Source organism: Streptomyces sp. NPDC044064 (assembly GCF_056434245.1).
Window position 1 is genome coordinate 34529 of sequence record NZ_JBWKFN010000011.1, and the last position, 21456, is coordinate 55984.

The window sequence follows — 21456 nt, forward strand, 5'->3', positions numbered from 1 at the left end:
CTCTCAGCGGGCGCAGTCGAGGCTGCCCGGGTCGACGGAGTCGGCCAGCGCCTGCATGCCCTTGTCGTTGGGGTGCAGATGGTCGCCGTTGTCGAAGAAGGGCAGGATCCGTTCGCGGACGTAGGGGCTGCGCAGGATGCGGTCGAAGTCGGTGACCGCGTCGAACTCCCCGCTGGTGCGGATGAACCGGTTGACGTCCCGGCGTACGGCTTCGCCGGCCGGGTCCCACTCGGACCAGCCCTCGAACGGGCCGACGGTCGCGACCACCACGCACTTCCCGGCGGCGTGCGCCCGCCGGAGGATCTCCCGGTATCCGGCGATCAGGTCGGCCGCGGTGACGCCGGTGTGGGCCTTGAGGTCGTTCACCCCCTCGAAGAGGGAGACTGTGCGCACTCCGGGCAGGCTGAGGACGTCCCGGTCCAGCCGGTGGAGAGCGCTCTGCCCGGCGCCGTCCGCGAGCACCTTGTTGCCGGAGATGCCCTCGTCGGCCACGCCCTGGACGGCCGTACCGGCTCCGCCGAGGCGCCGGGCCAGGTAGTCGGGCCAGCGCCGGTTGAGGTCGGTGGTGGACTGCCAGCCGTCCGTGATCGAGTCGCCGAGCACCGCCACGGCACCGGTGACGGCGTTCGGCGGGCGCACGGAGACGGCGTCGAGGTACCACCAGGATCCGGTCGTCCCGGTCCAGTTGGCCGCGCCGGCCTCGGCGGTGCGGTCGCCCCGGGCGAGGTACGACGTCTGCATCGCCATGCCGTGGCCGGTGGCCGGGCCCGCCGCGTCCGGGGTGTGGAGGCTGACGACCAGGTTGACGGCGGCGGGGACCTTTCCGGGCAGCGGGTCACTCCATGCGACGGCGCCGGCCGGGACGGTGACCGTGGGGGCGCCGTCGAAGGTGAGCCGCCGGTTGCTGCCCGGCCGGAGTGCGGCACCCTCGCTCTGCAGCCCCGCGTAGACGCTGTCGAGGGTCAGCGGTCGGTCGCCGAAGGCGTTGGACAGGCGGATGCGCAGGTCGCTGCCGCCGACGCTGGTGTGCACGACCAGCCGGTACGCGCTGTCGGCCGTGCCCTCGCCCAGCCGGTCGGCACCTGCCGCCCAGGTGACGACTCCGGAGCCCCGGGCGGTGGCCCCGGGGAACGGGCCGGAGGCCCTGGCGGGTACGGACTGGCAGGCGACGGCCACCAGCAGGACGGCGGCGATCCGGCAGACGCGCCCGAACCGGCCGGTCATTGCGCGAGGTCCTTCAACGTGACGGACTCGCCGGGCTTGAGGCGGACCGTCCGGGACGTGCCTGCGTATCCCACGGAGGTCATGGTGCCGCCGATGCTGCGGATCCGCACCTCGGTGGGTTTCCCGTCCCGCCAGTGCAGGTCGACGACGAAGCCGCCGCGGGCCCCGGCACCGGTCAGCGACCCGGAGGCGGCCCAGGCGTCCGGCAGGGCGGGCAGGAGTTCCAGGCGGCCGGGGCGGGAGTACAGCAGCATCTCCACCGCGGCGGCCGGGGTGCCGAAGTTGGCGTCGATCTGGAAGATGCCCCGGCCCTGCTCGGCCTGGTAGATGTCGAAGAGGTTGGGAGCGGTGCCGTTGCCGCCGCCGGTGGACGGGCGGAGGTTGTTGACGATCAGCCGGTAGGCCTTGCCCGCGTTCTTCAGCCGGGCCCAGCACAGCGCGCGCCAGGCGTTGGCCCAGCCGAAGCTGTCCATGCCGCGGGCGGTGAGCAGCGCGGTGGCGCCGGCAACGATGTCGGCGGGGGTGGAGCCGTCGGGGCGGATGCGGTCGCCGGGGAAGAGGCCGATCAGCGGGGACAGGTGCCGGTGGGTGGTCTCGCCGAGGTTGTCGGGGGACATCCACTCCTCCAGCCAGCCCGTCCTCGGGCTGACGACCGGGAGGTAGAGGCGGTCGCGGAGTGCGCCGACGGTACGGGCGTACTCGGCGTCCCGGCCCAGCTCGGCCGCGGCGGTGCGGAAGTTGCCGAAGAGCGCCCGGACGAGTTCCTGGGCGTAGGTGATGCCCTTGGCGTCGAGCGGGCCCTGCTCCGGTGACCAGTCGCTGTCGGCGATGAGGACTTCCCGGCCGGTGTCCGGCAGGGTGTGGGTGAGCAGCCGTGCCTCCCAGAACTGGCAGGCGCCCTTGAGGAGCGGGTAGATCTTCTTCAGATGGGCGCGCGATGCCGTGAACTCGTAGTGTTCCCAGAGGGAGTTGCACAGCCAGGCGTTGCCCGCCGGGTGCCACCACCAGCCGCCTCCGCCGTACGGGTTGGTCGAGATGGCGACCGTCCAGCCGGCGGTCCTGCCGCTGGAGTTGCGGTAGCGGTTGCGGGGGTCGTCGAAGAGTCTCCCGGTGAGGTCGGTCCATGAGGGGAGCTGGGCCACGCAGTAGTCGGTGAACGCGTCGAAGCAGGGCGAAAGGCCCGCCCGGTCGGCCATCCAGTAGTTCATCTGGATGTTGATGTCGGTGTGGTAGTCGCCCATCCAGTCCGGGTCGTTGCCGTCCAGCCACAGTCCCTGCAGGCCCATCGGCAGGCTGCCGCGGGAGCCGGAGATCATCAGGTAGCGGCCGAACTGCAGGTAGGCAGCCTCGAGTTCGGGGTCCGGTGTGTCGTCCAGGGCGCGGGCCCTGATCCGCTCCCAGGTGTCCAGGGCGCGCTGCGCGTCCGTCGAGGTGCCGAGCCGGATGTCGAACCGCCCGTACAGCGCCTGGTGGTCGGCGACGTGGGTGCGCAGCAAGGTGTCCGCCGGGTGGCCGGCGGCCGCGTGGACCTTGGTGCGGGCCAGGGCCCCGGGGTCGAGTGAGGGGTCGCGGTAGTGGGCGGCCGCGTCGGGCGCGTAGTCGGTGCCGCCGCTGAGCACCACGGTCAGGTCCCTGCATCCGGAGAAGGCCACGCGGGTGCCGTCGACACGGACGGTGCCGCCGCTGCCGTACGCGGTGACCGCGGCCGCGTACCGCAGTCCGTTGCGGAAGGAGCCGGCGAAGGACGTGGCGCTCGACGTCTCCTCGCCGTGCGTGCCCTCGAGGGACACCGTGCCGGTGTAGCGTCCGCCGCCGTTCTGGGTGAGGTGCAGGACCACGACGTCGTCGGGGCGGCTGGCGAACAGCTGCCTCTGGTACGTCACTCCGGAGCGGACGTACGACGTCGTGACCACTCCCTGGGCGAGGTCGAGGGTGCGGCGGTAGCCGGTGACGGCGCCCAGGTCGTGGTCCGGGATGTCGACGGTGAGGCGGGCGAGCAGGGTGAGCGAGCCGAAGTCGTCGCGGCCGTAGGGGAACTGGCCGTCGGAGTCGAGGGTGTCGTTGAGCCCGCCGGTCCACAGGGTGGCGTCGGTGACGAGCAGGACGTCGCGTCCGGGATCGTTGGTGGCGAGGGCACCGAGCCGGCCGTTGCCGACGGGCAGTCCCTGTTCGATGAGCGAGTGCTCGTCGGCGGGGGCCCGCCACCACAGCTGGTGACGGGGGTCGGGCGCGGTGGTCGCGGTGGGCCGCTGCGGGGCGGCGGCCGCCGTGAAGGAGGGCAGTGAGGCGAGGGCTCCGGTGGCCGCGGCGAGGGCGAGGAAGCCGCGTCTGCTGGGCGGATTCTCCATGGCGGGCTCCGATCACAGCCGGGGGGAGGCGGGGACGTCGATGCGGTCGATGTCCGGTGCGTAGTCCGAACCGCTGTCGAAGGTGAGGGTGTTGACCCCCGCCTTCAGGGTGACCGGCACGCTCACCGTCTCGACGCTCCCCCAGTCGCCGGTGGAGGGGAACTTGTGGCGGGTGGCGCCGCCGGAGTCGGCGGAGACGTTCACCGGGCGGGCGTCGCCGCTGACGTAGGCGACCTTGACCAGGTAGGTGCCGGGCCTGTCGACGACGACGTTGTCGAAGCGGAGCTTGCCGCCCAGGTACAGGTTGCCGACCTTCTTGCCGCCGGAGCAGGCGGAGCAGTCGGCGACGGACGCGTTGCCGCTGAGGGTGTTGCCGGCGGACTCTGCCTCGTAGCCGGTGGTGTGCAGGGCGCTGCCGTGCGGGGCGACGGTGAACAGGCGGGAGCCGTGGGCGGGCAGGGCCTCGGTGATCTTGTTCTTGTACGTGCCGAGGTCCTCGTGGTTCCACAGGTCCCGCACGGCCGCCCTGCCGGTGAAGCCGAGGGTGGACCAGTCGGCGGTGACGGCGGCCGGCGAGTCGGCGAGGTTGAACAGCGCGACGGTGTGGCTGCCGTCGGGGTTCTTCGCGGCCCACACCTGCTGCGGGTCGGAGGGCGTGACCGGCCGGGCGGGCGGCGTGTCGCCCTGGTCGAGGGCGATGACCTCCTTGTTGGTCAGCAGGGAGAGGCCGTAGCTGTCCAGCCTGGTCAGGTCGTCGCCGGTGTAGAGCGGGGACTTGGCGACGGCCCACAGGGTGGCGTAGGTCTGCCGTTCGGCCTTGGTCAGGCCGTCCATGGCGCCGTTGCCGACGTCGAGGGAGTCGAGGTCGTTCCAGCCGCCGGGGCCCGCGTGCCTCGTCCAGCCGGGGGTGTCGTCGAAGCGGTCGTCGACGGAGTTCTCCCAGCTGACGAGGGTGTTGCAGTAGCACTCGACGTCGGTGTCGACGCGCCAGCCGTTGGAGTACTTCTTCCAGTCGGCGGCGTGCCCGATGTCCAGGGACCAGGAGATCTCCAGGTGGACCGGCTGGCCGCTGGCGGCTATGGCCTGCTGCCAGGCGGCCACGTCGGCAACGTTGTCGTAGTTGTCGCCGCTCTTGAAGGAACCGGGTCCGACGCCGTCGAGCTTGAGGAAGTCATAGCCCCAGTCGGCGATGGCCCGGGCCTGGGAGTCGACGTACTTCTGGGTGCAGGGCCTGGCGAAGTCGAGCTTGTAGGCGCTGTCCCAGCCGTTGGTGGTGCGCAGGTCGCCGTAGACGATGTCGGCGGTGGTGCAGCCGTCGGCTTGCCATATCGGTACCTTGCCGTCGCCGTACGCCTCTTTCTCCAGGCCGACCGGCAGGTAGATGCCGGCCTTGAGGCCCTTGGCGTGGATGTGGTCGGCGACCGCCTTCATGCCGTGCGGGAAGCGGACCGGGTCGGGTGTCTGGCGGGCGTACCGGTCGAAGGCGGGCTTCCAGGTCTTGTCCCGCCACCAGCCGGCGTCGATGTTGACGTACTCGTAGCCGTACTTCTTCAGCTTGGCGGCGAGGGCGTCGGTCTGCTTCAGGACGTTCGCCTCGGTGAGGTAGCTGTAGTCGCCGTCCGGGTTGAGCCCCGGGTACTTGGACGACTGCATGCTCCAACTGGACCAGCCCATGTACGGCTTGGCGGCGGGGCCGGGCGGGGCGTCGGCGTGTGCCGCGGCCGGTGCGGTGGTGGCGAGGCCCGTGGTGAGGGCGAGGACGACGGCGGCTCTGAGCCCGCGTGCAGGCAGGACGGAATACGAGGGTGACCACATGGGCCGTACCTCCTGGGTGGGTTCGGGTCGGGGCGCTCAGCCTTTCCGGCTGCTGGGGGTCGAGGTGATGAAGGACTGGATCGCGGCGGCCGCGGCGCCGCGGGCCCACTCCTCGAAAGGGAGCGGGCGGGTCTGGACGTCGCACCGGGCGGCCGAGCCGAAGGCGGCGGCGGTGAACGCCGCGCGGATCTGCTCGGCAAAGAGGTCGTAGGCGGCCAGACCCTCGCCGGAGATGATCACGCGCTCGGGTCCGAGCAGGTTGGCCACGGTGGCGATGCCCCGGCCGATGGCCTCTCCGGCCCGCGCGTAGACCTCGCGGGCCCCGGCAACGCCCTGGTGGGCGAGGGCCACCGCCTCGGTGCTGTCCGCGACTTGACGGCCGGTCACCTCGCGGACGCGGGCGACGATGGCGGCGTCCCCGGCGATCGCCTCCACACAGCCGCGGTTGCCGCAGTGGCAGGGCGCTCCAGCCGGGTCGACGACGATGTGCCCGATCTCCCCCGCCACGCCGTGTGCACCCGCGACCACCTGTCCATGGACCACGAGTCCGCAGCCGATGCCCGCGCCGACGGTGACCACGGCGAAGTCCCTGAGGCCCGCTCCGGCGCCGAACCACTGCTCGGCGACGGTCAGCGCGCGCACGTCGTTGTCGACGGTGACCGGCAACCCGGTGGTCATTGCGGCGAGTTCGGCGAGGGGCACGTCACGCCACGCCAGGAACGGCGAGTAGCGCACCACACCCTCGGCGCGGTCGACGTCACCGGAGACGGCGATGCCGAGCCCGAGAACGGGGGCGCCCGACTCGGCGGCGTGGCCGAGGAGTTCCTGGACGAGGTCCGCGAGCGAGGCCAGCACCTTGCGGGTCGCCCGGTCCGGCAGAGGGACGCGCCGGGCGAGGCGGATGCGGCAGCACAGGTCGGTCAGCACGGCGATCAGCTCGTCGCCGGTGACCTTGACGCCTATGAACAGGGCCCGTTCGCCGTTGACCCTGACCAGGCCGGCGGGCCGGCCGAGGGCGGGGCGGGCCTCCTCGTCGGCGCCCTCCACCAGATAGCCGGCCTCCAGCAGCGGGCGGACGGCCTTGGTGACGGCGGCCGGGGACAGCCCCGCGCGGCGGCCCGCCTCCAGGCGGGTCAGCGGGCCGTGGGACAGGACCGTCGTGAAGACCTGCGAGGCGGCCGGCGTGTGGGCCGGGAACGTCTCGGCGGCGGGGGTCGAGCGCATGGCCGGGAACCTATGGCCATTATTTTCCGCTGTCAATAAAAGAAACAGCGGTTGTTGCGGGGGCAGTTGGCCCGGCTCCGGCTCATGCCCCGGACATGCGGATGCCCCGCGCGAGGCGGGGCATCCGGTGGTGCTGGTGTACTGCTGCCGTCCGTCAGTGGGCGGCCGACGGCGTGTTGGCGGCGGTGACGTTCACCGCGGCCCACGCCTTGTCCACCGTCTTGTACTCGGTGCTGGTGGAGCCGTACAGGTCCTTGGCCGCCTTCAGCGTCGCGAGGCGCGCCTGGTGGAAGTCGGTGGTGGAGACCATGTAGCGGGTCAGCGCACGGTAGAAGATGGCGGTGGCCTTGGTGCGGCCGATGCCCTTGACCGTGGAGCCGTTGTACGTCGGCGAGTTGTAGTTCACGCCGTTGATCGTCTTCTTGCCGCTGCCCTCCGCGAGGAGGTAGTAGGCGTGCGAGGAGACACCGGAACCGGCGTGCACCTCGGTGTAGTAGGTGTCCGGCGACCAGTAGTCGATCGTGCCCTCGAGCTTGTCGAGCGACGGGTGGTCGAGGCGGCGCAGGAACTTCTGGTCGAGGCCCAGCTTCTCCCCGATCAGGTAGTCCGGCGTGTCCTTCGTGTTGTTCGCGTAGAACTCCACGTTGGAGCCGAAGATGTCCGCGAGGGACTCGTTCAGCGAGCCGGGCTCACCGTACTGGTTGCCGTCCGAGTCGACGTAGGTCGGCTCGAGCTTGGCGGTGGCCTCCACGACGCCGTGGGTCAGCTCGTGACCGGTGACGTCGAGGACGACGAGCGGCTTCTTGAACATCGTGCCGTCGCCGTCGCCGTACAGCATGCAGTTGCAGGTCGGGTCCCAGAACGCGTTGGCGACCTTGTTGCCCCAGTGGACCATCGCGCGAGCGGCCTTGCTGTTGTTGGCAATGCCCTTGCGGTTGAAGGTCTTCTTGTAGAAGTCCAGGGTCTTGGTCACGCCGTACTGGGCGTCCGCGGCCGCGCTGGCACGGCTGCTGGTCTTGTTGTTGCCCCACACGTTGGTGGTGCTGGTGAACTTCGTGCCCGCGCCGAAGCTCTCCGTGTACTTGCCCTTGGCGTCCCGGGTCTCGGTGCCGTACCGGCTCGGGTCCTTGAGCTGGTAGTGGCCGCGCGAGGTCGCCGTGGTGGTCAGACCGACGTTGCCCACGAAGAGGGTCTTGCCGGTGCCGTGCGCGGTCGAGGGGTAGCTCGTCGCGCCGGAGACACCCGAGCCGAGCAGACCGGCACTGGCGTCGGAGCCGATGCCGGTGGCCGGGTCGATGGTCTCGCCGCGCTTGCGCAGCGTGTCGACCAGCTTCGGCGACAGGAACTGGTCCGCGTCGGGCGTGTTGCTGCGCACCTTGCCGGTGACGGCGTCGATGACGACGGTGCTGGAGGCACCCTTGTCGGTGACGGTCACCTGGTAGGCGAGGGCGGAGGCGCCGCCACGGGCGTCCAGGACCAGCTGGGCGTCACCCGCGTCGCCCTTGGCGACCTGGGCGGCCTTCGCCGCGGCCTGACCCGCGGTCAGCTTCGCCGTGGCGGTGGCGGGCTTGACGGACTTGCCGGCCGCGCGGGTGACACCCGCGTAGGCCAGCTGCCGGTTCAGGTGGACGATGAGGTCGCCACCAAGAACGGGCATTCCGTTGTGAGTACGGACGAAGCGGACGTGGCGTGCACCCTCGGGGTCGATCATCACGTCCTGGACGTGGAGCTCGTCGCCCTTCGAGACGCCCGTCGCTGCGTTGTGGGCGAAGGCCGCGGTGCGCGCGGCCTCCACCACCAGCGTGGCCGTCGAGGCGGCAGAGGCGGAGGACCGCTCCGCCCCCGTGGAGGGACCCGCGAAGGCCGTACCGGCCAGGCCCGTAGCAGCCGTGGTCACCGCGACGGCGACCGCCACGCTGCGTATGTGCGGTCTACGCAATCTGATCAGGGTTCCTTCGTTCGAAGGCAGCTGGGATCACCAACCGCCTTGAGACATGGCACTGTTGGGCGCCATGGGAGCTGGTCGGGCTCCGAGGGGTAACCCTTACGGATGAGTCATGCGCACGTAAAGCCGGAATGATCCATTTCGCGGTTTTCTATGACAATCCTTTACGAATGCCTGCCGCGAGAGTGATCACGATACGGCCAACTGTGTGTCGGCTGTGGAGACGTTGCCCGAATCCACTAGGTTCCCAGGCCGGAATGTGACCGATGTCGCATCGGCAACCGCATGGACGGAGTGAGGGCCGGATGGTCTCAGCAAGGGTGAGCAGGGGTGCGGTACTCGGAGCGGTCGCGCTGTCGCTCGTCGCGGTCCCGGCGCGGGCCGCGACCGCGCAGGCCGCCGCACCCACGCCGGCGGCGCTGCCGGCGCCCGACACCACTGGCCTGGACGCGGTGCTGCGCTCGGCGGTGGCACAGGGAGCGCCCGGTGCGCTGGCCCGGATCGACGACAACGGCAGCACCTACCGGCTCAGTCGGGGCGTCGCCGACCGCAGCACGCGGCAGAGCATCAGCACCGACGACCGCTTCCGTATCGGCAGCGTCACCAAGTCCTTCTCAGCCGTGGTACTGCTGCAGCTGGCCGACGAGCACAAGCTCGACCTGGACGCACCGGTCAACCGCTACCTGCCCAGGCTGCTGCCGGACGACCGCATCACGGTCCGGCACGTCCTGAGCCACCGCAGCGGCCTGTACGACTACAGCAACGACATGTTTGCCCAGAGCGTGTCCGGCTTCGAGGCGGTACGGAACAAGGTTTACACCTACCAGCAGCTGGTCACCCTCTCCCTGCAGAAGCCCCGCACCAACGCGCCCGGCGCCGCGTACTCGTACTCCAACACGAACTTCGTCGTGGCGGGCATGCTCATCGAGAGGCTCACGGGGCACTCCGTGAAGACCGAGTACGAGAACCGCATCCTCAAGCCGCTGAGCCTGACCGACACCTTCTACGTCCATCCCGACACGAAGATCCCGGGCCGGTACACGCACGGGTACCTCGCCCCGGACACGGCCGGCGCCCCGCTCGTCGACGCCACCGCGCAGACGGTGTCGTGGGCGCAGAGCGCGGGCGCGATCATCTCCAGCGCGCGCGACCTGAACACGTTCTACTCCGCACTGCTGCGCGGGAAGCTGATGTCAGCCGCCCGGCTGGCGGAGATGGAGCGGTTCACCCAGGTCAACAGCACCACGGCGTACGGGCTCGGGCTACGGCGCCGGGATCTGTCGTGCGGGGTGTCGGTGTACGGGCACACGGGGGCGGTGCAGGGGTACTACACGTACGCGTTCGCCTCCAAGGACGGGAAGCGCAGTGTCGCCGCCGTGGCCAACACGTCCAACAACTCGAAGGTGCTGAACACGATGGCGGGGGTGCTGGAGTCTGCGTTCTGCGGCAAGCCGGCGCAGGCCATGAGCGGCTCGGCGATGACGGAGAGGGATCTGAAGGAGTAAGGGTTCGCCGTCGCCGGAACCTGCGGGGGCCTGCCGTGCGTTCCTTGTGATGTGACGAGCGAGTTGGTCCCCGGAGGGAATCTGGCCCTGCCGGGCGGTGCGCTGGTGTTGCGGGTTGCCGGGCCCTTCGATGTGTCCGCCCTCGTCACGGACGGGGGCGGGAAGGTCGGCGGGGACGCGGACTTCGTGTTCTACAACCAGCCGGATGCGCCCGGCGTCCGGTTGCACGGTGGCACGCTCCACCTCGCCCCGGCCCGGCTGCGGCCCGCGGCCACCCGGGTCACCGTGGCTGTCAGCGCGGCCGAGCCCGGCACTCCTCTCGGACGGTTGCCCGCGCCCCGACTGGAGGTCACCGACGCCTTCGGGCGCGCTCTGGCACGCTTCGTCCCGCCGCGCCTCGGGCCGGAGACCGTACTGCTGCTCGCCGAGCTGTATCAGCGGGGTACCGGGTGGAAGCTGCGGGCGATCGGGCAGGGGTATGCCGACGGGCTGGCGGGGCTGGCCCGGGACTTCGGGGTGGACGTCGTGGACGACGGCCCGCAGACGGGGCCCGCTCCGAATGCCGACGGCTTCCTCGGGCTGGTCAACTCCGCCCGGGCCCGGGCCGGCTCCCCTCCGGTGGCGCTCGACGCACGCCTCGGCTCCGCCGCCCGGGCGCACGCCGACGCGATGGCCGCAGCCGGCCGGCTCACCTCCGAGGGCCTGGACGGCGTCTCGGTTCACCAGCGGATCACGGCGACCGGGTACGCGTACGTCACCGTGGGCGAGCATCTCGTGTCCGGGCCGCGCACCCCGGCCGAGTTCGTCGCCTACTGCCTGGACACCGGCCAGGCCCGGCACACCCTGCTCGGCCCCGGCTTCACCCATCTCGGCCTGGCCCACGCCGACGCGGGCGACCGGTACTGGACCGCGCTGTGGGCCAGGCCCCTCACCCCGGGCGAGCTGTCCCGGACGGTCGCCGAGGTCGTCGCGCTGACCAACGCCGAGCGGGCGAGGGCCGGGCTGGCACCGCTGGCGGCGGATCCACCGCTCGCGCGGGCCGCGCAGGCGCACTGCGCAGACATGGTGGCCCGCGACTTCTACGCGCACACCTGCCCCGACGGCAGCCGGCCCTGGGACCGGGCCGCCGGGGCGGGCTCCCGCCGGCGCACCATCGGCGAGAACATCGCCTGCGGTCAGCGCTCCCCCGCCGAGGTGGTGGACGGCTGGATGAACAGCCCCGGCCACCGCGCGAACATCCTCGAAGCGGACTTCACGCACATCGGTGTCGGCTTCACCGGCGGCGGCCGGGCGGGCACCTACTGGGCCCAGCTGTTCGGTGGCTGACCGGGCACATAGCGTGATCTTGGCGGAGCGACACCTTCCGGGCCACCATGCCCCGCATGAAGGGTGATCTGTTTTCCAGTCAGCACATGGTGCGTCCGGCCGTCGAGCCGGGCATGGCCGTCGAGAACGCCAAATGCATCAAGTACGCGGTGAACGGTGAGATGTTCGCCCGCCAGGGCGCGATGATCGCCTACCGCGGCGGTCTCCAGTTCGAGCGCAAGGGCCAGGGCGTGGGCGGCATGCTCAAGCGCGCGGTCACCGGTGAGGGTCTGCCGCTGATGGCGGTCCGCGGACAGGGCGAGGTGTGGTTCGCGCACGAGGCGCAGAACTGTTTCATCGTCGAGGTGGAGCAGGGCGACCAGTTCACCGTCAACGGCCGCAACGTCCTGTGTTTCGACCCGTCGCTGTCGTACGAGATCAAGACCGTGAAGGGTTCGGGCATCGCCGGCGGCGGCCTGTTCAACAGCGTGTTCAGCGGACAGGGCCGGCTCGGCCTGGTGTGCGAGGGCAACCCACTGGTCATACCGGTCTCGGCCCAGTACCCGGTGTACGTCGACACGGACGCGGTGGTCGGCTGGACCGCGCATCTGCAGACCTCCCTGCACCGCTCCCAGTCGTTCGGCTCGATGCTGCGCGGCGGCTCCGGGGAGGCCGTCCAGCTGATGCTCCAGGGCGAGGGGTACGTCGTGGTTCGTCCCAGCGAGGAGACCCCGCAGAAGGTTCAGCAGCACTGACGCCCCGTGAGGTGATCTACGCCTCACGAGCAACCCCCGTTGCCGTACCGGCGTCTTGACCGACAACAGACCAAGCCCTGACCCCCGGGCCAGGGCATGTTTTCGGCGCGCTATACACATCATGTATACACACCGTGTATAGAAAGGCATGCATGTACGGCAAGGCTTTCGCCCCGGAGTACCAGGGCGCCCTGACCACCCTGTCCGTCAACTCCTCGCTGACCGACGTCCTGAGCGAGGGCACCGAGCGGCTGCGCGAGGCCGAGCGGTCGGGCCGCCCCGACGAGGCGGCCCGCTGCGGTCTCGCCGTCGCCGAGGCGCACCGGCGGCTCGGCCAGGTGCGGGACGCCGACCGGGCCTGGAAGGCGAGTTACCGGTCCGCCCGCGAGGCCGGGGACACGGCCGCGATGGCGTGGGCACTGTGGAGCGGCGGCACACTGGCCCGGCAGCGCGGCGCCTTCCCGCTGGCCTGGCGGCTGCTCGGGCTCGCGGCCGAACTCGGCGAGCAGGGGGGCGACATCGTTGTCCGCGGCTACTCGCTGGCGGGCCTCGCGGAGACCGGCCGCATCCAGGGCGACTACGAGGCGGTGGGCCGGCTGCACGAGCAGCTGCTGGCCGAGGCCCGCAGGCGCGGGGAGGCCCGGCACACCGTGTGGGCGCTGGAGGGCATCGCGCAGATGCACCGCAACACCGGGAAGTACGACAAGGCGTACGCACTCTTCGAGGAGGCGGCGCAGATAGCCGAGCGGGCCGAGGACCGGCGCGGCCACGCCTGGGCACTGCGCGGGCTCGCCGACGTCATCTCGGTCCGCGACGCGGACACCGAGCGGGCGCTGGAGCTGCTGGCGCGGGCCGAGGCCGGCTGCCGGGCGATGAACCTGTCCAGCGCGCTCGCCTACAACCACAAGATGCGGGGCAACGTCTTCTACCGCGCGGGGCGGTACGCCGAGGCCCGGGACCTGTACGAGCTGGCCCTGGAGGAGTTCCGGGCGATGAGCGAGCCGCGCGGCGAGGCGCTGGCCCGGCTGGGCCTGGCCAAGTCGCTGGCCCGGCTGGGCCACGACCGCGCCGAGACGGCGGCCGAACTCGCCGACCTGGCCCGGGTGCTGGAGCGCAGCGGACTGAGGCACGCACGGGAGATGGTGACCCGGGCGCAGGCGGAGTTCGGCCTGGACGCGGAGGTCGTACGGTGACCGGGCTCCACCCGGCGGTGCAGGCGCCGCCCTCGGCTCCGGAGATCCTCGGCCACTGCCGGGAGTTGGTGCGCCCCGCGCTGGCGGAGGCGGTGGGACGGCTGCACCCCTGGGTGGCCGAGATGGCCGCGTACTCCTTCGGCTGGTGCGAGGTCGGCGGTGCCCCCGCCGCCGCACCGGGCGGCAAGGGCGTGCGGCAGGCGCTGGCGGTGCTCGGCGCCCGGATGGCCGGCGCCGAGGGGCGGGCCGGGGTCCCGGCGGCGGTCGCGGTGGAGCTGGTGCACGCCTTCTCGCTGCTCCACGACGACATCATGGACGGCGACGCCACCCGGCGCCGGCGCCCAGCCGTCTGGAAGGCGTACGGCACGGGTCCCGCGGTCCTCGCCGGGGACGCCCTGTTCGCGCTCGCCGTGGAGACCCTCGCCGCCGAGCCGGGCGGTCCGGGTGCCGTACGCATCCTGTCCACGGCCCTCGCCGATCTGGTGCGCGGGCAGGCCGACGACCTGCTGTTCGCCACCCGGCCGTTCGGCGGGCCGGAGCGGGTCACGCCCGAGGAGTACCGGGCGATGGCCGAGCACAAGACGGGCGCGCTGCTGGGCTGCGCCGCCGCGCTCGGGGCCGCGCTCGGCGGGGCACCCGCGGCGGTCGTCACCGCGCTGGACCGCGCCGGGCGGCATCTGGGCGTCGCCTTCCAGCTGGTGGACGACGTGCTGGGCATCTGGGGCGACCCGGCCGTCACCGGCAAGCCGGCCGGCGGCGATCTGCGCGAGCGCAAGAAGACCTTCCCGGTGCTGGCCGCGCTCGGCTCCCCCGCGGGCCGCCGGCTGCCGGCACTGCTGGACCGGCCCGGCCGGACCGAGGAGGCGGCCGCGCTGATCGAGCAGGCGGGCGGCCGCGCGGCGGCACTGGCCGAGGCCCGCATGCACACCGCCGTCGCGCGCTCCCTGCTCGCGGAGGTCCCGTCGCCCGCCGCCGTCGAGGAGACGCTCCGGCTGCTGGACTTCCTGGTGGCCCGCGACCTCTGAAGCCGCGTTGGTCCCGGACACGTCCGAGCGCGGCGGCGCACCCGGGCATTTACCGTCGGTTACCCCCAGGTCGATGCCCGGTCATGTGTCGTTATCGCAAACTCGCAAGCGCTTTCGACGAGTTGAATAAAAGGCAGAAACAGGGCCGGAGTTTCGGATTCTTTGAACACTCCCCCGCACACCCCGCGTACCTGTGAGAAAGGACGAGTCAGGGGTTCCAGCGAGGGATGACCATGGTCAAGGCGCACGTCTCCGCACACGAGTTGGTCGCCGGCCGGTACCGGCTCCTCGAGGTCTTCGCCCGGGAGACGAACCGGCTGTGGTGGTACGCGGAGGACGTGGCGGCGAACCAGCCCCGCCTGGTGGCACAGACCGGCCTCCCCGAGGACTGCGACGCGGACACCGTGCGCCGTGCCACGGCCCGGGTCGTCCGGACCTCCGAGGCCATGCGGCTCCTGTGCCCCGGGCAGGTCGCCACGGTCGTCGACGCCGTCGTGGAGTCGGGCACCCTGTGGACGGTCACGGACTGGATCGACGGCACCCCCCTCGGTGAACTCCTCGACCGCGAGGGCCCGCTCACCCCGGCGCGGGCTGCGCGGATCGGGCTCGAGATCCTCGACGTGCTCCAGGCCGCGCACGACGAGGGCATCACCCACGGCGAGCTGAGCCCCGGCCAGGTCTTCGTCCGGGACGGGGGCCCGGTCGTGGTCGCCGGGTTCGGGCTGGCGGGCGCGACGCTGGCCCCGAGGCTCACGGCACCGTCGTACGCCTCGCCGGAACAGGCACGCGACGAGCGCATCGGACCGGCGGCCGACCTGTGGGCGCTGGGCGCGATCCTCTACACGGCGGTCGAGGGGCGCCCGCCGTTCCGTGACCGGGGCCGCCCGGACGCCACGCTGAAGGCCGTGGACCGGCTGCCCCTGCGCACCCCGTTGCGCACCGGCCCGCTCACCCAGTCGGTCCAGGGGCTGTTGCGCAAGAACTCCCGGGAGCGGCTGACCCGGCCGGTGGTCCGCGAGGCGCTCATCCGGGCCCTCGACGGGGACGCCGACGCGGACCGCGACCCCGCCCCCTCGCCCCGGCTGCGCAGCGCCTACGCGGCCGTGCGGCAGGCGGGCCCGGAACGCGGCAGGCGGATGATGGTGGCCGGGACCGCGCTGGCCGTCGTCACCGTCACGGCGGCCGTCCTGACCGCGACCCACCAGCTGCCCGGCACCTCCACCGCGGCCAAGCCGCCGCGGCCCACCGCCACCACCGCCCCACCGGCCGACCGGACCGAGAACAACACCCCCAGCCCGAGCGCCCGCCCCAGTAGGACCACGAGCACGAGCAGCAGACCGAGCCCCAGCAGCTCCCCGTCCCCGGCCCTGCCGGCCGGCTTCCACCGCTACACCGCCCCGGAAGGCTTCTCCGTGGCCCTGCCGGACGGCTGGAAGCGGCTGACCACCACACGCGGGACCGACCACGCCTACCGCATCACCTTCGGCACGGACGCCGACTCCCCGACGCTCGCCGTCACCTACAGCGAGCAGGCCGGCCCGGACCCGGTCGCCGTGTGGCGGGACGAGGTCGAACCGGAGCTGGCGCGGCTCCCCGGCTATCAGCGGGTCGGCAGCATCCGGGCCACGACCTACCAGGGTCGCCGGGCAGCCGACCTGGAGTGGCTGTCCGGGTCCGGCGACGCACGGGTGCACACCTTCGGACGCGGATTCCTGCTCGGCGGCGGGCGCAGTTTCTCCCTGCGTTTCACCACTGCGGACAAGAACTGGGACGATGCCGGCAACCGGCTCGCGCTCAGGACCTTCCTGCAGACGTTCCGCGAGACCGGCAGCTGACCTGCGCCCCGCGCCGGACAGGCAGGGCCGGCAAAGCATGGCCAATGGGTGGATATAGGCTGTCCAGTCGCACTCGCGCACCGAGTGCGGTCCCGCCCAGACATGCCTCCAGGAGAGTCATCCGTGACCCTTGCGACCGACCTGTCCGAGACGTCCGTGCCGACCGCGGCGCCCCTGTCCGACCTCGTGGCGCGGGACGCACGCGAGTTCGGTGTCTACGCGCGCACCGGCGGCTGGGCCTTCGCGCTGATGGTGGCGCGCAGCGTGCGGCCGGGCGGGCAGGCCGCCGGTGAGACGCCGAAGGTGTCGGCGAAGGAGTTCGCGGAGCTGGCCGGCTGCTCGCCCGAGCGGGTCATGCGCTACTACAAGGCCTGGGACCGCGCGGCCGACGACGGGCTCGTCCCGCACTTCGAGGCGCTCCGGCCGGGCCAGGACTCCGAGCTGCCGGACGCCGACGCCTGGCTGAGCTACTACGTCTCCCGCAACAGCGCCGCCTCCGAGCGCGGCACCGCCATCGCGCAGGCCGCCGAGGCCGAGGGCATCCGTCCCACCAAGGCCCTGGAGGTCGCCGAGAACCCCACCGCGCTGCGCGCCGCGATCCTCGCCGACCCCTCCACCGCCCGGGCCGCCCGCTCGGCCCTGCTGGACCGGCTCAAGGAGGACCCGGACCTGCAGGCCGAGCTGGCCCGGGACGTCGTGCGCACGGACGACCTGAAGAAGGCCGTGGCGAGCGAGAGCCGCTCGGCCGACCGGATCGGCTACGTCCGGCAGATCGCCGAGTCCGGGCAGATCAGGACGCCGGCCGGACAGACCGTGGACGCGCCCGTCGGGCTGCGCGAGGAGGCCGAGCGGCATCTGTCGCTGATCGACGAGCTGGAGGACGGCGAGGGCACCGGCGAGTGGGCCACCGAGGCCTACGACACCCTGAAGTCCCTCGTCGCCGAGACGGTCGAGGCCGACCCCGAGCTGCGGGTCCAGGAGCGGCGGACGAAGTTCTACAGCAGCCTGCAGAAGGCGACCCGGGCTTTCGAGGAGCTGACCTTCGACGACGCCCAGGACTTCTACGAGGACGACATGGTCCAGCGTCTGGAGGACCTCCAGCAGGCCATCGGCACCTGTCTGACCGCGCTGCGCGGAGCACGCGGAAGCCAGTCGTAGGGCCCGGCGGGCGTCCTCAGTCCGGGCTGAGTAGCGGTACTCATGCCCGGGCCCGCCGGCCGCCGCCACGATGGGGGCTCCTTCCTCTCCTCCCGCAAGGAGCCCCGCCATGACCGCAGCGCACCCCGCCCCGCTGCCCGCACCGCGCCGCGTGCCGCCCGCCCTGTTCGCGGGCGTGGTGGCCGTGGGCCTCGGCGTGTCGGCGTGGGACGTGCGCGACCGCACGACCTGGTTCCTGGAGACGGTCTGGGCGCTGGTCGGGCTGCCCCTGGTGGTGCTGGTCCGGCGGCGCTTCCCGCTGACCGGGCTGCTGTGCGGGCTGCTGGCCGTACACGCGCTGGTCCTCGCGGTCGGCGGCCACTACACCTACGCGCAGGTGCCGGCCGGTGACTGGGTGCGGGACACCTTCGGTCTGTCCCGCAACCCGTACGACCGGTTCGGGCACCTGATGCAGGGCTTCGTCCCGGCCGTCCTCGTCCGCGAACTGCTCACCCGCACCTCGCCGCTGCGCGGCAGCCGCTGGCTGGCCCCGCTCACCGTGTGCGCCTGCCTCGCGTTCAGCGCCTGCTTCGAACTGCTGGAGTGGGCGGCCGCCGTGATCGGCGGGCACGGCGCGGACGCCTTCCTCGCCACCCAGGGCGATGTGTGGGACACCCAGTGGGACATGTTCTGCGCCCTGATCGGCGCCGTGCTGTCGCTGCTGCTGCTCAGCAGGGTGCACGACCGTCAGCTGGCCGCCCTGGAGGCCCGCACGGCCGGCTGACCGCCCGGAGCGCAGCTACCAGCGCTGCTCCACCTGGTCCTTGATCCGGCGCTGGTACAGCTCGCGGATCGCGGTGAACGCCTCCGCGGGCAGCGGCGGCAGCTTGGCGGCGGCCGCGTTGGCCCGGGCCTGCTCCGGGTTGCGGGCTCCGGGGATGACGGTGGTCACGCCGGGCTGCTCGGCGATCCAGCGCAGGGCCAGCTGGGCCGGGGTGTACCGCTCGGGGGCGAGCGCGGCGAACTCGGCGGCCGCCTCGACTCCGGTCGCGTAGTCGATGCCGGAGAAGGTCTCGCCCTGGTCGAAGGCCTCGCCCTGCCGGTTGTAGGTGCGGTGGTCGTCGGCCGCGAAGACCGTGTCCTTCGTGTACTTGCCGGACAGCAGACCGGAGGCGAGCGGCACGCGCGCGATGATGCCGACGCCCGCCTGCCGTGCCGCCGGGAGCACCTCGTACAGGGGCTTCATGCGGAACGGGTTGAGGATGATCTGCACGCTCGCCACGTTCGGCCGGGCGATCGCGGTCAGCGCCTCGGCGCAGGTCTCCACGCTCACGCCGTACGCGGCGATCCGCTCCTCGGCCACCATGGTGTCGAGGGCGTCGAACACCTCGTCCGAGGAGTAGACGGGGGTGGGCGGGCAGTGCAACTGCACCAGGTCGAGGCGGTCGACGCCGAGGTTGCGGCGGGAGCGGTCGTTCCAGGCGCGGAAGTTGTCCAGGACGTAGTTCTCGGGGATCTGCTCGACCCGGCGGCCCATCTTGGTGGCGACGAGCACGTGCAGATCGGGCCGGCCGCCCAGGAAGGCGGCGATGGCCGACTCGCTGCGGCCGTCGCCGTACACGTCGGCCGTGTCGAAGAAGGTGACCCCGGACTCGGCCGCCGCCTCCAGGACGGAGCGGGCTTCCTCGTCGTCCACGTCGCCCCAGTCGGCGCCCAGCTGCCATGTGCCGAGTCCGACGACCGATGCCCGCTGACCCGACCTGCCGATTACGCGTTCGTCCATGGCGTCAGTCTGTCACCAGGTCCCACGTCCCGCGGAACGCCTCGCTCCGGCGGGAGTCCGTGCGTGTTTCACCCACATGAGTGATTGAGGACTCGACGGAACGCCGGTTCCCACAGTTGCGGTACGCCGAGCGGTGGAGCGCCACCTCGGCCGGAAACCCCGGCGGCTCACGGGCGCCGAACCTCTGCCCGGGGAAGGGAAGTTGCTCGCTGAACGACCGATCACGGACTCAGGCCAGGGGCCGCTTTGCAGGCCGTCGGGTGACTCAGGCGCCGGGCGTCAGCTGTTCCTGTACGAGGGGCCCGTAGCGGTCGGCGATGGCGTCGATGTCGGTCGCGCGCAGGTGCGGGCCGCGCGCGATGCCGTACATCGCCCCGAGCCCGAGGAGGCCGGCGACGGCGAGTTCGGCGCGCAGGCCCGCGTCGGGGCCGGTGAGCCGGGCGGCGAGGCGTTCGGTCACCTGGGCCCGGAAGTTGGCGCGCAGGATCTCGCCGTGGTCGCCCTGCAGCGGCGCGAAGGCGATGCGCACCAGCGGGTCGGCGCCGCGCTCGCGCTGACTGGCGAGCACATGGCGGACCATGTGACGGCCCAGCTGCTCCAGGGGCGCGTCGAGCAGGTCGTCCGCGTCGGTGTCGAAGGACATCACGCGGGCGAAGAGGGCGTCCTTGTTGCCGAAGTACTTCAGGATCAACGGCGGGCTGACACCGGCCCGTTCGGCGACGGCCTTCAGCGTGATGTCGGCGTGCGCGTGCCGGGCCAGCAGGTAGCGGGCGGCCTTGAGGATGACCGCCTTGGTGGCCTCGGCGTCCCGGCGCGCAGGGGCTTCGGAGACGTGCGTTCGGGGGCCGGATGGAGTGCTCACGGCACTCATGCTCCCTCCATCGCCTGGTCCCGCGCGCCCCGGGTGGCTCGTCCGGCCCGCCGGGTGTCGCCGGAGGGCTCGTCGCCCGGGATGGACAGGGCCGCGGCGCAGGCGACCAGGGCTATGGCGCCGGCCATCGCGAAGGCCAGCAGGTAGCCGTGCAGTGTGGGCACCGGAACACCGCCGACGGGACTGCTGTGGTGGACGAGGACGGCGGCGACGGCGGCGCTGGAGACGGCCTGGCCGATGGTGCGCATGAGGACGTTGACGCCGTTCGCGGAGGCGGTCTGGGCGGCCGGGACGGCCCGCAGGATCAGGGTGGGGAGCGCGGAGTAGGCGAGGGTGGTGCCGGTCGCGACCACCGTGGCACCGAGGATGATCATCCACAGGTCGCGGCTGTCGGCGATGCGGACCGCGTAGCCGCAGGCGATGACGGCGGCGCCGAGGGCGAGGGTGACGCGCGGGCCGCGCGCGGCGGAGATGCGGGCGGACAGGGGCGAGAAGAGCAGCATGGTGACACCGCCGGGCAGCAGGCACAGGCCGGTGGCGACGATGGACAGCCCGAGGCCGTAGCCGGTGGCCTTCGGCGCCTGCACCAGCTGGGCGGTCACGAGCGAGTTGGCGTAGAAGGCGAACCCGGTCAAGAGGGCCGCCACGTGGGACAGGCCCACCCGCGGCCGGGTGACCAGGCGCAGGTCGACCAGGGGCCGCTCGGTGCGCAGCTGCTGCCACCACCACAGGGCGAGGACGGCGACGGCCACGAGGAACAGCCCGAGGATCCGGGGGCTGCCCCAGCCCCACTGGCCGCCCTGGGAGACACCCAGCAGCAGGCACACCAGCCCGGCGGCCAGGCCCAGCGTGCCGAGGACGTCGAAGCGGCCGGACTCGCGCACCGGCGACTCCCTGACCGCCCACCAGGTGGCCGCGACGCCGAGTGCGCCGAGGGCGCTGGTCAGCCAGAACATGGTGTGCCAGTCGGCGTACTGGACGACCAGCGCGGCGAGCGGCAGGCCGAGGGCGGCGCCGATGCCGACCGTGGAACTCATCAGCGCCACCGCCGAGCCCCGGCGCTCGGGCGGGAGCTCGTCGCGCAGGATGCTGATGGAGAGCGGGACGACGGAGGCGGCGGCGCCCTGGAGGGCGCGGGCCGTGATGAGCACGCCGATGTCGGAGGACAGGGCGCACATCACCGAGCCGACGGTCATCAGGCCCAGCGCGGCGATGAGCACCCGGCGCTTGCCGTACATGTCGCCGGCCCGGCCGAGCACGGGGGTGAGCACCGCCCCGGCCAGCAGGGTCGCGGTGACCATCCAGGAGACCGCGGCCGCCGAGGCGTGGGTCAGCCGTGGCAGGTCGGGCAGGAGCGGTACGACCACGGTCTGCATGACGGCCATGAGGATGCCGCCCGACGCGAGCACCGGGATGGTGAGGCGGTCCCGCAGCCGGGGCGCCGCGGTGGACGTGCCGGGCGGCTGGGGTATCGGGGCGGGGTGGCCCATG

At 72.2% G+C, this 21456-nt stretch carries 16 protein-coding genes; 8 read left to right on the forward strand and 8 right to left on the reverse strand.

What is annotated here, in order from left to right; genetic code table 11:
- Positions 1-3: 3 nt before the first annotated feature.
- The 5 genes from AC07DS_RS19175 to AC07DS_RS19195 all read right to left on the reverse strand — a co-directional run bounded on the left by AC07DS_RS19175 (position 4) and on the right by AC07DS_RS19195 (position 8550).
- Positions 4-1224: an SGNH/GDSL hydrolase family protein gene (locus tag AC07DS_RS19175; RefSeq protein WP_479146783.1), complete on the reverse strand. Its 1221-nt coding sequence runs from the start codon at positions 1222-1224 to the stop codon at positions 4-6.
- Positions 1221-3572: a glycosyl hydrolase family 95 catalytic domain-containing protein gene (locus tag AC07DS_RS19180; protein ID WP_479146785.1), complete on the reverse strand. Its 2352-nt coding sequence runs from the start codon at positions 3570-3572 to the stop codon at positions 1221-1223. The genes AC07DS_RS19175 and AC07DS_RS19180 overlap by 4 nt, the downstream gene beginning before the upstream one ends.
- Positions 3573-3584: 12 nt before the next feature.
- The gene (locus tag AC07DS_RS19185; protein WP_479146787.1) at positions 3585-5387 is read right to left on the reverse strand and encodes an alpha-galactosidase D; all 1803 of its coding nucleotides are present in this window, start codon (positions 5385-5387) and stop codon (positions 3585-3587) included.
- Positions 5388-5423: 36 nt separating this feature from the next.
- The gene (locus tag AC07DS_RS19190; RefSeq protein ID WP_479146788.1) at positions 5424-6611 is read right to left on the reverse strand and encodes an ROK family protein; all 1188 of its coding nucleotides are present in this window, start codon (positions 6609-6611) and stop codon (positions 5424-5426) included.
- Positions 6612-6765: 154 nt separating this feature from the next.
- A complete protein-coding gene (locus tag AC07DS_RS19195; protein WP_479146790.1) occupies positions 6766-8550 on the reverse strand; it encodes a M4 family metallopeptidase in 1785 nt (594 codons plus the stop codon).
- 311 nt (positions 8551-8861) lie between these two features.
- On the opposite strand from AC07DS_RS19195, the gene AC07DS_RS19200 reads away from it, so the two are divergent.
- The 8 genes from AC07DS_RS19200 (at position 8862) to AC07DS_RS19235 (ending at position 18095) form a co-directional block, all read left to right on the forward strand.
- Positions 8862-10061 carry a serine hydrolase domain-containing protein gene (locus AC07DS_RS19200; protein WP_479146791.1) on the forward strand — a complete coding sequence of 400 codons (1200 nt, stop codon included), beginning with the start codon at positions 8862-8864 and terminating at the stop codon, positions 10059-10061.
- Positions 10062-10112: 51 nt separating this feature from the next.
- Positions 10113-11387: a CAP domain-containing protein gene (locus AC07DS_RS19205; RefSeq protein WP_479146792.1), complete on the forward strand. Its 1275-nt coding sequence runs from the start codon at positions 10113-10115 to the stop codon at positions 11385-11387.
- Positions 11388-11443: 56 nt separating this feature from the next.
- Positions 11444-12121 carry an AIM24 family protein gene (locus AC07DS_RS19210; RefSeq protein WP_145881561.1) on the forward strand — a complete coding sequence of 226 codons (678 nt, stop codon included), beginning with the start codon at positions 11444-11446 and terminating at the stop codon, positions 12119-12121.
- Positions 12122-12273: 152 nt separating this feature from the next.
- A complete protein-coding gene (locus AC07DS_RS19215; protein ID WP_479146794.1) occupies positions 12274-13314 on the forward strand; it encodes a tetratricopeptide repeat protein in 1041 nt (346 codons plus the stop codon).
- Positions 13311-14339, forward strand: coding sequence for a polyprenyl synthetase family protein (locus tag AC07DS_RS19220; RefSeq protein ID WP_479146796.1), 1029 nt, complete (start codon positions 13311-13313; stop codon positions 14337-14339). The genes AC07DS_RS19215 and AC07DS_RS19220 overlap by 4 nt, the downstream gene beginning before the upstream one ends.
- 227 nt (positions 14340-14566) lie before the next feature.
- Positions 14567-16174 carry a serine/threonine protein kinase gene (locus AC07DS_RS19225; protein ID WP_479146797.1) on the forward strand — a complete coding sequence of 536 codons (1608 nt, stop codon included), beginning with the start codon at positions 14567-14569 and terminating at the stop codon, positions 16172-16174.
- Positions 16175-16276: 102 nt separating this feature from the next.
- The gene (locus AC07DS_RS19230; RefSeq protein ID WP_479146798.1) at positions 16277-17332 is read left to right on the forward strand and encodes a hypothetical protein; all 1056 of its coding nucleotides are present in this window, start codon (positions 16277-16279) and stop codon (positions 17330-17332) included.
- A gap of 109 nt (positions 17333-17441) precedes the next feature.
- Positions 17442-18095: a DUF2238 domain-containing protein gene (locus AC07DS_RS19235; RefSeq protein ID WP_479146800.1), complete on the forward strand. Its 654-nt coding sequence runs from the start codon at positions 17442-17444 to the stop codon at positions 18093-18095.
- Positions 18096-18110: 15 nt separating this feature from the next.
- Here the strand turns inward: AC07DS_RS19235 and AC07DS_RS19240 are convergent, their stop codons facing one another.
- The 3 genes from AC07DS_RS19240 to AC07DS_RS19250 form a co-directional block, all read right to left on the reverse strand.
- The gene (locus AC07DS_RS19240; protein WP_479146801.1) at positions 18111-19094 is read right to left on the reverse strand and encodes an aldo/keto reductase; all 984 of its coding nucleotides are present in this window, start codon (positions 19092-19094) and stop codon (positions 18111-18113) included.
- A gap of 265 nt (positions 19095-19359) precedes the next feature.
- Positions 19360-19965, reverse strand: a complete 606-nt coding sequence (locus tag AC07DS_RS19245) for a TetR/AcrR family transcriptional regulator (RefSeq protein ID WP_479146803.1) — start codon at positions 19963-19965, stop codon at positions 19360-19362.
- On the reverse strand, positions 19962-21455 hold the full coding sequence (locus AC07DS_RS19250) for an MFS transporter (RefSeq protein ID WP_479146805.1): 1494 nt from the start codon (positions 21453-21455) through the stop codon (positions 19962-19964). The genes AC07DS_RS19245 and AC07DS_RS19250 overlap by 4 nt, the downstream gene beginning before the upstream one ends.
- Between the last annotated feature and the right edge of the window lies 1 nt (position 21456).

Coding starts and splice junctions, on each gene's coding strand:
- AC07DS_RS19200 (WP_479146791.1), top strand. CDS start 8,862: ATGGTCTCAGCAAGGGTGAGCAGGGGTGCGGTACTCGGAGCGGTCGCG.
- AC07DS_RS19180 (WP_479146785.1), bottom strand. CDS start 3,572: ATGGAGAATCCGCCCAGCAGACGCGGCTTCCTCGCCCTCGCCGCGGCC.
- AC07DS_RS19245 (WP_479146803.1), bottom strand. CDS start 19,965: ATGAGTGCCGTGAGCACTCCATCCGGCCCCCGAACGCACGTCTCCGAA.
- AC07DS_RS19225 (WP_479146797.1), top strand. CDS start 14,567: ATGACCATGGTCAAGGCGCACGTCTCCGCACACGAGTTGGTCGCCGGC.
- AC07DS_RS19240 (WP_479146801.1), bottom strand. CDS start 19,094: ATGGACGAACGCGTAATCGGCAGGTCGGGTCAGCGGGCATCGGTCGTC.
- AC07DS_RS19210 (WP_145881561.1), top strand. CDS start 11,444: ATGAAGGGTGATCTGTTTTCCAGTCAGCACATGGTGCGTCCGGCCGTC.
- AC07DS_RS19185 (WP_479146787.1), bottom strand. CDS start 5,387: ATGTGGTCACCCTCGTATTCCGTCCTGCCTGCACGCGGGCTCAGAGCC.
- AC07DS_RS19215 (WP_479146794.1), top strand. CDS start 12,274: ATGTACGGCAAGGCTTTCGCCCCGGAGTACCAGGGCGCCCTGACCACC.
- AC07DS_RS19235 (WP_479146800.1), top strand. CDS start 17,442: ATGACCGCAGCGCACCCCGCCCCGCTGCCCGCACCGCGCCGCGTGCCG.
- AC07DS_RS19190 (WP_479146788.1), bottom strand. CDS start 6,611: ATGCGCTCGACCCCCGCCGCCGAGACGTTCCCGGCCCACACGCCGGCC.
- AC07DS_RS19230 (WP_479146798.1), top strand. CDS start 16,277: ATGCCTCCAGGAGAGTCATCCGTGACCCTTGCGACCGACCTGTCCGAG.
- AC07DS_RS19250 (WP_479146805.1), bottom strand. CDS start 21,455: ATGGGCCACCCCGCCCCGATACCCCAGCCGCCCGGCACGTCCACCGCG.
- AC07DS_RS19175 (WP_479146783.1), bottom strand. CDS start 1,224: ATGACCGGCCGGTTCGGGCGCGTCTGCCGGATCGCCGCCGTCCTGCTG.